Here is an 11,842-nt window from a genome sequence, read left to right on the forward strand (position 1 = left end):
AATAATTTACTTATATTTAAACCCATATCGCAGGTTCCGATTAAGTGCTAGGATATAATGCGGAGCCGCGTTTAGGTTGGCTTAGATACGATTTAACTCAAGACACTTGACTAGAGGAGAACGTCTCGTCGCGAAATCGCGTGCTCGACAGCGGTTTGGTCTTAAGCGCTTATTTCGTGATAGTGCCCAGCCGCAGGCGTTTGCTTCACAGCAGCACGCTCGTTGCGCTATTCGCACCGCACGCCGCATAGATTTAAATTTCAAATCGTTCTCATTTTAGAAGCAACTTTGATAAAATTTAGCCATTTATTGATTATAATCAATTTTTTTGCCTAAATAAAATCTTAAAATTACCAACTAAATTTTTTTACAAAGGATTTTCTATGAGCGACAATCTAGAGATGTTCTGTCATCAGTGCCAAATGAGCGCGCCCGAGGGCTGCGGCGCAAAGGGCCAAGACAAAGGCACCTGCGGCAAAACCTCGACGCTGGCGTTACTTCAGGACACTATGGTTTTCGGACTTAAAGGCCTTAGCGCCTACCGCCACCACGCGCACGAGCTCGGCGCCGATACTAGCGCGGTCGATACCGTTATGGCGGACACGCTGTATTTTACGCTGACGAACTCAAATTTTAACTTTGACGAGCATATCGCGCAGCTGATGGCTGTCGGAAGCGCGGGCGTGCAGATTATGGATATCTTAAGCGAGGCGCATACCGCAAAATTCGGCGTACCGACCCCGGTTAAAGTTAGTCAAAACAAGGTCGAAGGCAAAGCGATTTTGGTTAGCGGACACAACCTGCATGCTCTTGAGGCGCTGCTAAAAGCGACCGAGGGCAAGGGCATCAATATCTACACCCACTCCGAGATGCTTCCTGCGCACGGCTATCCGCAGCTTCGCAAGTATCCGCACCTAAAGGGCAACGTCGGCAAGGCGTGGTTCGATCAGACCAAGCTTTTCAACGAATTTAAAGGCGCGATTTTGATGACCACGAACTGCATCGTGCCGCTTCGCTCGTCCTGTAGCTACGCAGACAGGCTGTTCGGCTACTCTATCGCTGGCACAGACGGGATCAAACATATCCAAAACGACGATTTTACGCCGCTCATCGAGTGCGCGCTTGCGTGCGGCGACGTGAGCATGGACAGCGACGAGAGCTTGGTGACGGGCGGACACTACAAGACGATTTTAAGCCTCGCGCCGCAAATTTTAGACGCGATCAAATCTGGCAAAATCCGCCGCTTTTTCGTCATCGCAGGCTGTGACGCACCCGGCAAGGGACGCGAGTATTACCGCGAGCTAGCGCTTAGCCTGCCTAAGGACTGCGTGATTTTGACCTCCAGCTGCGGCAAATTCCGCTTCAATGACGTGGATTTTGGAACCGTGCCCGGTACCGAGCTTCCGCGCTACATCGATCTAGGTCAGTGCAACGACAGCAACGGCGCGGTCAAGATCGCTCTGGCGCTTAGCGAGGCTACGGGCATCGCGGTAAACGATCTGCCGGTCTCGATCGTTCTGATGTGGATGGAGCAAAAGGCGGTCATCATTCTGCTTGCGCTGTTTAGCCTAGGCGTTAAGAATATCAACGTGGGACCAACCGTGCCTGAGTTTTTCAACGACGAAATTTTGGGCTTTTTGGTGCAAAATTTCGGACTTCGCCTAATCAGCGGCGACGCGCAGGCGGATCTGAAATACTTCCTGGGCGAATAAATTTCATAGCGAGGCAAATCGGGTAAATTTAAAATTCGGCAAAGCTTAGATTTTAAATTTACCCTTTATACGTATACGGCGGTTTTAATAGATCTAGCCGATCCGCGGCTATTTTGCGCCGACGCTCATATTTAAATTTCACGACTATGCCGTCCTTCTTAATTTAAATTTTAAAATCATATAATCTCAACTAAATGCTTCGAAAAATTTAATTAAGTGCTTTTTTACACATTCAAATTCCAATCGTCTTTGCTATTACAATCCCTCTTTTTCTGTGTAAGTATTTATCTTATCCGTATCGCTGCCGCTTATAGTAACCGCTATAGTGTAGCCGTCTTGATTGCTTGGTATCTCATAAAATTTTCCGTATCATCTCATTTTTCGCTATCAGATATTGCAATTTAGTGCCGTTAAAATTTTAAATAAATATAGTATTTTCACAGGATTTTTAATCGGAATTTAAATACGGATTTTAATCTAAATTTTACTCATAAATTTTGAGATTATTTTATAAGTGCATAGCGCACGACTCGCAGGAATAAAATTTTAAGCAGATTTTGTACGAAATTTCAAAATGCAGCTCAGCTCACAAGCAGATAAATTCGCTGTAGCCTTGCGTTTAGAATTCAGCGCTAGTGATAAATTTCGCATCTTTACTTCGGTGCAAATTTTAAAATTCTATACAGGAGATAAAATTATAAGCCCGCGCAATGCATGAATTCTAAAATTCCACATCGCCTATAGAATTCCATGCCGCACGACACATAAATTTTGAAATTTTAAAATTTCACGCCGCAGATAAAATTTAAGAATTTCCTTTTGCGGTAAAATTTTAAAGCTCTACCACAAATCCTCTGTCCGCGCGGCGAGTTCCAAATCCGTCTAGAACTTAGATTTTCCTCACCAGCTCAGGGATTATCGCTTCGAAATCTACCCCCTCGTAGTCCTTACGCTCCTCGTCGCTCATCGTCTCTTTGATCGTGCTGACGACGAAATCTGCAGCGATGCGAACCGCCGTTTCCAGCGACTTGCCGCGCATTATTGCGCCGAAGGCTACGGCTGCGAAAATATCGCCGGTGCCGTTAAATTTAACCGGCAGCAGCTCGTGAAAATACTCGTTCGTTCTGCCCGTGCGCGCATCGTAGCTGAAAACCCCGCACTGATCGGCGATGTAGCCGATACCCTTTAAAATAACCTGTCTAGCGCCCAGCTCTCGAAGCCTTGCAAGCAGATCCATGATGAAATCCCTATCCGCATCCTCTCGGTACGGCACGCCTGTAATCGCGCAGGCCTCGGTGATATTGGGCGTGATGACGTCGGCCTGAGCGCACAGAAGCGCCATCATACGGGCAAAATCCTCGTTAAAGCCAGGATAAAATACGCCGTTATCGCCCATGCAAGGATCTACCAAAATAGTTTTGCCCGCGCCGCCGAAGCTCGCAAATAGCTCGCCCATAATCTCGATCTGCGCTGCCGAGCCCAAAAAGCCCGTGTAGATGCCGTCAAATACCACTCCGCGGTCTTTCCAATGCGCCATGATCGCGCGTATTTGAGAGCTTAGATCGCAAAAGGTGTAGCCCGAAAAGCCCGTATGCATTGATAAAACCGCCGTAGGGATCACGCTCGTACTGATCCCCATCGCGCTTAGTATCGGCAAGGCGACGGTCAGCGAAACCTTGCCCACGCAGGATATATCTTGAACGGTAAGAACTTTTTTCATCACAATTCCTAAAATTTTTGGCTCTATTTTACCGCTATTTATATTAAAAAGGCGAATTTAAATAAAATTTACTCTACGAATAGTCTAAATTTATGATATTTTTGGCGTTTTTCCGCTAAATTTTAAGTTGAGTTCGCCGCAAATTCGGCGTATAAATTTAAAAAGGCAAAAAATGATAACCGCAAAAGCTCTCTATGCATCCGCGCGCCTTAGATCGCTGCCGCTTAGCGTCTCGGGCGTACTGCTCGGCAGCGGCGCGGCATACGGTGCGGGCGTATTTAGAGCGGATATTTTCGCGCTGGCGCTGCTTACGACGCTGCTGTTTCAGGTGCTAAGCGACTACGCTAACGACTACGGCGACGCGGTAAAGGGCACCGACGACGAGGGCAGGCTGGGACCACGTCGCGCGATACAAACGGGACAGATGAGCGCGGAGCAGATGAAGCGCGTCATCGTCGCTACGGCGCTACTTGCGGCATTTTCTAGCCTCGCGCTAAGCGTTTTGGCATTCGGCGAGCGGTTTTATCTCGTGGCTCTATTTTTGACGCTTGGCGGCGCGTCGATATACGCCGCGATCCGCTACACCGTGGGCGCCGGCGCATACGGCTATAAGGGGCTTGGCGACGTTTTCGTGTTTTTGTTTTTTGGGCTTTTGAGCGTACTGGGCTCGTATTTTTTATATGCCCGCTCGCTTGATGCGGCGCTACTGCTGCCTGCGTGCGCGTGCGGGATGCTAAGCACCGCCGTGCTAAATCTAAACAACATGCGCGACATCCAAAACGACGCGCTCAAGGGCAAGCGCACGATCCCCGTTCGTATCGGACTGCGCGCAGCCAAACGTTACCACTACGCGCTGATCGCGGGCGGAGCGGGATTGATGCTTTGCTACTCGCTTTTGCGCGGCGGCTCGGGCGTGAGATTGCTCTACGCGCTGAGCTTCGCGCCGCTACTTCGGCATCTCTTTTTCGTCTCGCGCGTGTGGGAGTGCTGCCACTTCGACGGGCAGCTCAAGGTCGTCGCGCTCTGCACGTTTGCTATGTCGGCGCTATTTTTCGTCGGGGAGATTTTGGGCTAAATTTGAATTAAATTTAAAATCAAGCGCGCCTCTCGGCCCGTTTCGAGGCGCTTAACCGAGATAAAATTGAAAACACACGCACATTAAACCTACGCCCGATCACTTAGTACTCCAAATTTGATTGAGTTTTGAGCGAATTTGCGCGAAGCGACCCCTAAGAATCATGCGACAAAGCGCCGCGCCACCCGAGCTTTCAATGTATCAAATTTCAGCGATCTCGCGTCAAAATTCGCGCACGTTTATGCTGCTTTGACCGCATTTTGCTCTGCGCGAGTTTGCGCCGCCTCGTTTTGTGATAGCTCCCGCCATTCATCGAAGCGGCGCTTAAGGATTGTGAGCGCGTAGAATACTTGCCAATAGAATCGCTTGCTGAGCGTATTGTTACCAGCCGCCATTTCTATTATCGGCTTTTCCGTGCTTTAGTACTCCGGTTTCCAGATACAGTTTTTGACCGTTTTTTCCACATCATCCGTTGCAACGCGGTTTAATTTTTGACGGACGGCACAAGAGGCGACTGCGACGGCAACCGCTTCGGAAAATTCCGTCAGCTGTGCTACCGGCGGTAAAACCACTTCTCCGGGTTTTCCAGTTTCAAGAAAGGCTCCAAGCGAATGTGCAGCTGCCGAGATCATTTCATCCGTCACGAGCTTTGAATTTACCACGATACTGCCTAATCCCAATCCCGGATAAATCAGCGCGTTATTTGCCTGCCCGATTGTGTACGTGACGCCCTTGTATTCCACCGGATCGGCAGGAATTCCCGTTGCCACCATTGCGCGGCCATCCGACCAATGAATTAAGTCTGAAGCCGTAGCTTCAGCCAGCTCTGTAGGATTACTGAGCGGAAAAATAATCGGGTGCTCGCACCATGACGCCATAGCGCGAACGATCTCTTCCGTAAAGGTTTTCGGCGCTGTCGATGTTCCCACAAGGATCGTCGGACGTATCGCCATAACCGCTTTTGTAAGAGAGACGGGCTCTCTCACATTACCAAATTCGCTACGTTTTCGCGCAAACGGTTTTTGTTCGGGCGTCAGGTCGTCCATGTCGTCAAACAGCAGCCCCTGCTTATCCACCATATAAAAACGGCTGCGGGCTTCGTCTTCGGAAAGACCTTGCGCGACCATTTCTCTGAATATGCGATCCGTGATTCCCGCTCCTGCCGTTCCCGCGCCGAAGCACAGATATACCTGCTCCGTAAGCTTTTGCCCGTTGATTTTCATAGCGCCGAGAATTCCCGCAAGTGTAATAATTCCGGTTCCTTGACAGTCGTCGTTGAATACAGGCAAAGTTTTCTGTTATGTTTGTAAAACCTTTGCGGCATTCGATCTGCCGAAGTCTTCAAAGTGAAGGTATAAGTCGGGGGAAAGTTTTTCCGCCGTCGTTACAAATTGATCGATGAAGCGGTAATATCTATCGCCGTATATTCTCTTGTGGCGATTTCCGAGATAGAGCGGATCATTCAGCAGCGCCTCTCTATTTGTTCCGCAATCCAGCACGACCGGCAGTACCGATTTCGGGTCAATTCCAGCGGCGGCAGTATAGACCATCAGTTTTCCTACGGAGATATCAACGCCGTTCGTTCCCCAGTCGCCGATACCGAGAATTTCTTCCGCGTCGGTCGCAACGATAAGTCTGATGTGTCTGTCACCGGCGGCATGACGGAGCACATCTTCAATTTGCTCAGGAGCATCGATTGACAAAAATGCCGCACCCTGCGTATCGACAAACTGCTCACTATATTGCTCGATACTTTCCGCGATAACCGGATCATAAACAATCGGCATCAACTCTACAATATGTTCATGGAATACGTTGATAGAAAAGCGTTCGGTTGTGATTGAAAACATCCATGAGGAATCTTCTTTTTTCTATTTTGGAAGTTTTCCGTTCCATCTGGCGGTAAATTCTATCGGCTTGCGTTTCAATATCGTCAATACACGGAGGAAGCAGTCCTTCCAGATGATACTTTTTCCTTTCTTCGGCGGAGAATGCCGTTCCCTTGTTCAAAAACGCATCATTGATGCGGTCATAGCCATACTTTTCCATACGCGCTCCTTTGTTTTATTTGAGTCTTGCTTTTCGACTTGAATAAATTATACTGCTTCAGTCTAAATTTATATACAATCAAAATTTTACCGCGCGAAGGTGTTTTGTATGGATAAATTCAATCAATCGAGCGAAATTTTACCATAAGCAGAGATGATGAAAATGCAGCAACAGGCAATGCAAATTTACAAGCGGCTCTGCCAAACAGAGCCGCTCAATTTAAATTTTACTTCTCAAACGCCTTTTCTAGGCTAAACGGAAACGCCTGATAGCCCATCGCGTTAGTCATTTTGATTTCGATTGACGGCTCTTTTGCGCCCCACTCAAACTCGTTGATGTGAGGGCTAGGCACGCCGACCGGGCGGCCTTTGGCGATGTCAAACTGCATGCCGGCAACCGCGGAGTAAACCATCACGCTATCTAGGTCGTCTTGATACTGCGCGAGCGATGTGACCGAGCTGTACCACTCGCTGCCGCGCTGTTTGCCGTACTCCCAGACCTGCTCGACGGTTTTAGCTTTTTCGTCGATTTTATAGACGACCGCGCGGGAGTATTTCATACCCGCCATCGCAGGCTGCTCCATGCCGCGCGTATCGCCGTTGTCAAAGACAGTGAGATACACTACGCCTTTTTTGGACTTGCTGTCGATTCTAAATGCCGTGTGCTGCGTCCACTGCCAGTCAAATCCGCCCTTCTCGCTCTCATATCCCGGGCATTTTGAGTACTCGTCCTCGCAGACGATTTTTTTGCCGTCTTTATCTACAGGCTGGAGCAAGTAGCCCTTAAACTGATCTTTCCAGCCTTTGTGCGCACCCATTATCCATTTGACTTTTTTGTCGCGGCCGATCTTTATGACGGCGTCTTGGTGGCGACTGGAGATGATGATGCTATCGTCGCTTGGATCATAATCCACGCTATTTACGTGCGCCCAGTTGCGTCCCGGGCCCGAGCCCACGATGTCGCCCCATTTTTCGTTCGTATCCATCGCGGCTAGTTCGTCCGTGCTCGCGGTGTGGCCCGCCTTGCTAGCGTCGATGTTTAGGCACACTGCGCCCTGATCGAGCGTTTTTAGCACGATGTCGCGGTACGGATCTAAAATTTCATACAGCCTAAAATCATCCACGACGTTGCCGTCTCTATCGACTTCGACGATTACGTCGCGCACGGTGCGGACGTTTTTACCGTCGGCGCGTTTATAGTTGGCGTTTGCCGCGCGCAGGAAATAGTGTCCGTTTTGCGCTACGTCCATGGAGTGCGAGAAGTCGTTGTAGCCGGCCGGTAGCTCGCGGTTAAAGATTTCGCGGCCCATTATGTCGTATTTGGCATATCGCTGGCCATATCCCCACGTCATCGCGCCGTCGTCGTTTTGCTTAAAGCCCATCATGACGCCCGCGCTAAACGGCTGTTTGAGGTCGTAAATTTTACTCGGCTCCAGATACCAGCGCACTTCGCCTTTGGTGTCTAGGATGAAGTTGTTCGGGCTGTAGTTCCACTCGATCGCGCCGCCGGCCGGGTTGTTCCACACGACTTTTGTGCCTTTGCCGGTTTTGTTTACGAAGTTATTTACGTAGTAGAGGCGGTTAGCAAATTTCGCGCTCGGAGCCTTTACAACCTCGATTTTATCAAACAGCGCGCCCTTTTGAGACGGCATGCCCGAGCTCTCTAGATAAATCGCCGGAGCGTAAATTTTATAGCTTTCTTTTATGTGCTCGGTCCCACCCTTATAAATTTTATCATACTCGACCTCGACGGTGTTTTGATAGTCGGGATATAGTCCGAAAACAGGGATTCCGCCGTGAGTGCGCAGGTGTTTATCGGCAACTTTATAGCTGATAACCTGACCACCCGGCTTCGGCACGATGGTGACTTTTGCATTTGCTAGCGTGTAGCCGCCGTTTTTGATGACCGCCGTTAGTGGCGCGATGTCGTATGGATTTACGACTACTTCGCCGATCTTGCCCGGGATGCCGTAGTCTATGTGCGCGCCGCTAGGTCCGCCGATAGCCAGCGCCGCCGTGTTTAAACCGCCTAAAAGCGCCGCAGCTAGCGCAAATGAAGAAAGAGTTCGCTTCATCTTATTCTCCTTTGAATTGGTTTGATACCGTAATTTTAATCAACCTCGCTAACGTAGAAATCACGCGTTTATTAAAACTTGCTTAATTATAAAAAATAATTTCAAATTTTGGCTTTTGTGCCAAAATTTAGTCGAAATTTTATAAATTTAATCTAAAATTTATCTTAGCGTGAGTTTTGCGGCGGCGAGAGAATATAAAATTAACGCAAACAAAATCATTTTAAGGAGCACTCTATGAACCTACTTTCTAAATTTAGCAAAGGCTTTCTAGCCGTAGCGATGTTCGGCGCAATGAGCGCAGCCGCGTTTACCGAGGGTGAGGACTACGTAAAGCTCGAAAAGCCGTTATCAGTGGAGCAAAACACGCTAGTTAAGGTCTTTAGCTACGCATGCCCGTTTTGCTACAAATACGACAAAACCGTCACGCCGAAGGTCGTAGAAAAAGTCGCGGGGCTAAAATACGTGCCGTTTCATCTAAAAACCAAGGGCGAATACGGCGAGGCGGCGAGTAAAATTTTTGCCGTTTTAGCCGTGATGGACGAGGAAAAGGGCGTGAGCCTGCTAGATGAAAACTCGCTGTTTAAAAAAGCAAAATTTGCCTACTACAAGGCCTATCACGATCAAAAGCAGCGCTGGAGCGACGGCAAGGACGAGGCTGCGTTTTTAAAGACTGGGCTTGATGCAGCGGGCATCAGCGAAGCGGACTATCAAAAAAAACTAGAGGATCCAAAAGTCGCCGAACTGCTTAAAAAATGGGACGAGAGCTACGACGTAGCCAAGATCCAAGGCGTGCCGGCGTTTGTCGTAAACGGCAAATACCTCATCATGACGAAGTCCATCAGCTCTATCGACGGCATGGCGCAGCTAATTGAAGAGCTGCTTAAAAAATAGGGCGCGGCATGAAATTTGCGGAAAAAATAGCAAAATTCGCAGACAGCCGCCTGCCGTGGGCGATCCTTATAGCGGTGAGCGTCGGGCTTGTTATCCTAGCGCACTCGCTGTTTCAAAACTACGTCTATATGCCGCCTTGCGAGCAGTGCGTCTATATCCGCTTTGCATTTTTGTGCATGGCGCTAGGAGGCCTGGTCGCGATCATAAATCCTAAAAATTTACTCCTAGCCGCGCTTGGCTACCTGCTAGCCTTTTGGGGCGCGATTCAGGGCATAATGTATAGCGTCAAGCTCGCCAAGATCCACGACGCCGTCCACGGAGACGATCCGTTTGGCGTGCAGGGCTGCTCGACCGAGCCGCACTATCCGTTTGGTTTGCCGCTTGAGCGGTGGGCGCCCGATTGGTTCTTGCCTACGGGCGACTGCGGCTACGATAATCCGATGGTTCCGGACGGCGTCACGCTAAGCGGATTTCAAAAATATCTCGTCGATCTTTACGAGGACGGCTGGTACCTGATCCCATCAAGCAAATTTATGTCGATGGCCGACTGCACGCTCATCGGCTTTGGCGTCTGCTTCGTCGTGCTCGCCGCGATGTTTATTTGCAAAATTTTAACTCTGAAAAAAGCTTAAATCGGTCTAAATTTAGGCCGATTTTGCTATACTCGCCGCATGAGAGCCTTACGCGAGCATAATTTTAAAATTTACTTCATCATCATTTTCGCAAGCCTTTTCGTGGTGCTTTTGGGCGTGAAAAACTACGAGGACGCCAAGGCGCAGATCATCGCTCTCGCGGATAAAAACAAGATCGCCGCGAGCGAAAATATGGTCGGGAATTTCTCGTTTTGGCTGGATGAGCGACTGCACTCGCTGGTGCGCGCGGCTAAATTTATGCAAAACGCAGGCGCGATACGAGACGACGAAAAGCTCGGCGGTTTCATACGGCTTTTTAAAGAAAACTCCGCGGAATTTGACGCTTTGCAGTTTTTGCGCGAGGACGGGGAGATCTTCGTAGACGGCAAAGAGCTAGCAGACGACGAAGCGATGCCAAAGAGCCTGCGCACGGGGCTTGTTTGGTTCGAGGAGACCAAAAGCACGCTGGCGCCCACGGTAAATTTTATGCAGCGCCATAAAATTTTAGGCGAGCCAACGCTAAATTTATGCGTGCCGGTGCTGGACGGCGGCTCGTTTGCGGGGGTGTTTTGCGGCGTGGTGAAGCTGCAAAATATACTAAAAAATATGGAAAAATTTAAGCTAGCGCCGGATACCTACGCCTTCATCGTCACGCACGGCGGCGAAATTTTAACCCCGATGAAGGATGCAGCGCTAAAAAAGCAGATCGAGGATAAATTTAAAGAGCTTTTCCTGCGGAGCGAGGATATCACTAGCATAAATATCGGATCAAATTTCATCTCCGTCGCCGAGATCCCCACGCTAAACTGGTTCATCGGCGCAGGCACCGATAACGAAAAGGAGCTCGCAGCGCTGCTTAACTCCGTGCTAAAAAACGCCCTCATCCTGCTTTTTGCGTTCGCGGCGCTGGCGCTCGTGGCAAATTTCCTCCATACCTTTATGTACTCAAAAATCAAAAACCTGCAAGACGACTACGAGGCCCTGCTCAAGCACAAAGCCCGCATGAGCGAGGCGGGCGAGCTAATCAGCGGCATAAATCATCAGTTTATCCAGCCTGTAAATTCGCTAAATTTGATGATCTCAAGCCTGCTCATGCTGCAAAAAGACGGCAAACTAGACGCCGCGACGCTAGAGCATATGCTGCAAAAGGGGCAGGCTGCGACCGTGCTTTTAAGCGATACGATCGAGATTTTTAGAAATTTTTACAAAAGCAGCGACAGCCCGCAAAAATTTAGCGTGCAGCGCTGCATAAAAGACCTGCTAAAGCTCATGCACACCGAGCTTAGCAAGGCAAACGTCGCGGTAAGCTTGCGCGAGTTTAAAGACGAAGAGGCCACGCAGCGGATGGGCATCGTACAGCAAATTTTACTCATCCTCATTCACAACGCCAAAGACGCGGTCGTGGAGCGATACAAAGACGAGATTGCCAAACGGCAAGTTTTTATCGATGTCAAATTTGAAAACGGAATGTGCAAAATATCCGTCACGGACTACGGCAGCGGCGTGAGCAGAGCGGCTCGGGATAAAATTTTGACCCAGCCAAAAACCACCAAAAAGCAAGGAAGCGGCATCGGGCTGTATTTCGGCAAAAAGCTAGCAAACGAAAAGCTTTCAGGCGACGTCAAGCTGCTAAGCGCGGGCGATCCGACGACGTTTGAGCTCGGCTTTGAGATAAATTTAAAGGAGTGA

At 49.3% G+C, this 11,842-nt stretch carries 10 protein-coding genes; 5 read left to right on the top strand and 5 right to left on the bottom strand.

The window, feature by feature from the left end:
• Window positions 1-383: 383 nt before the first annotated feature.
• On the top strand, window positions 384-1,712 hold the full coding sequence (gene hcp, locus Q0198_RS06845) for a hydroxylamine reductase (RefSeq protein WP_297896387.1): 1,329 nt from the start codon (window positions 384-386) through the stop codon (window positions 1,710-1,712).
• 889 nt (window positions 1,713-2,601) lie between these two features.
• Here hcp and Q0198_RS06850 read toward each other — a convergent pair.
• Entirely contained in the window at window positions 2,602-3,432 is an 831-nt protein-coding gene (locus Q0198_RS06850; RefSeq protein WP_297896388.1) for a pyridoxamine kinase, read from the bottom strand.
• Between the two features lie 172 nt (window positions 3,433-3,604).
• Between Q0198_RS06850 and menA the strand changes: the two genes are divergently transcribed.
• Complete coding sequence (gene menA, locus Q0198_RS06855; protein ID WP_297896389.1) at window positions 3,605-4,507, top strand: 1,4-dihydroxy-2-naphthoate octaprenyltransferase; 903 nt, start codon at window positions 3,605-3,607, stop codon at window positions 4,505-4,507.
• Window positions 4,508-4,926: 419 nt separating this feature from the next.
• Here the strand turns inward: menA and maeA are convergent, their stop codons facing one another.
• The 4 genes from maeA to Q0198_RS06875 all read right to left on the bottom strand — a co-directional run bounded on the left by maeA (window position 4,927) and on the right by Q0198_RS06875 (window position 8,630).
• Window positions 4,927-5,796, bottom strand: coding sequence for an oxaloacetate-decarboxylating malate dehydrogenase (gene maeA, locus Q0198_RS06860; protein ID WP_297896391.1), 870 nt, complete (start codon window positions 5,794-5,796; stop codon window positions 4,927-4,929).
• Window positions 5,797-5,805: 9 nt separating this feature from the next.
• Window positions 5,806-6,357 carry a hypothetical protein gene (locus tag Q0198_RS06865; protein WP_297896393.1) on the bottom strand — a complete coding sequence of 184 codons (552 nt, stop codon included), beginning with the start codon at window positions 6,355-6,357 and terminating at the stop codon, window positions 5,806-5,808.
• Complete coding sequence (locus Q0198_RS06870) at window positions 6,311-6,556, bottom strand: hypothetical protein (protein WP_297896395.1); 246 nt, start codon at window positions 6,554-6,556, stop codon at window positions 6,311-6,313. The genes Q0198_RS06865 and Q0198_RS06870 overlap by 47 nt, the downstream gene beginning before the upstream one ends.
• A 226-nt stretch (window positions 6,557-6,782) precedes the next feature.
• A complete protein-coding gene (locus Q0198_RS06875; RefSeq protein WP_297896397.1) occupies window positions 6,783-8,630 on the bottom strand; it encodes an aryl-sulfate sulfotransferase in 1,848 nt (615 codons plus the stop codon).
• 234 nt (window positions 8,631-8,864) lie between these two features.
• Here Q0198_RS06875 and Q0198_RS06880 point away from each other — a divergent pair, with 234 nt between their 5' ends.
• Genes Q0198_RS06880 through Q0198_RS06890 form a run of 3 tightly spaced genes read left to right on the top strand, consistent with a single transcriptional unit; the run spans window position 8,865 to window position 11,842 of the window.
• Window positions 8,865-9,521: a thiol:disulfide interchange protein DsbA/DsbL gene (locus tag Q0198_RS06880; protein ID WP_297896398.1), complete on the top strand. Its 657-nt coding sequence runs from the start codon at window positions 8,865-8,867 to the stop codon at window positions 9,519-9,521.
• A gap of 8 nt (window positions 9,522-9,529) precedes the next feature.
• Window positions 9,530-10,153: a protein-disulfide oxidoreductase DsbI gene (gene dsbI / locus Q0198_RS06885; protein ID WP_297896400.1), complete on the top strand. Its 624-nt coding sequence runs from the start codon at window positions 9,530-9,532 to the stop codon at window positions 10,151-10,153.
• A gap of 39 nt (window positions 10,154-10,192) precedes the next feature.
• Complete coding sequence (locus tag Q0198_RS06890; RefSeq protein ID WP_297896401.1) at window positions 10,193-11,842, top strand: sensor histidine kinase; 1,650 nt, start codon at window positions 10,193-10,195, stop codon at window positions 11,840-11,842.

Source organism: uncultured Campylobacter sp. (genome assembly GCF_938045205.1).
In the GTDB taxonomy this organism is placed as follows: Bacteria; Campylobacterota; Campylobacteria; order Campylobacterales; family Campylobacteraceae; genus Campylobacter_B.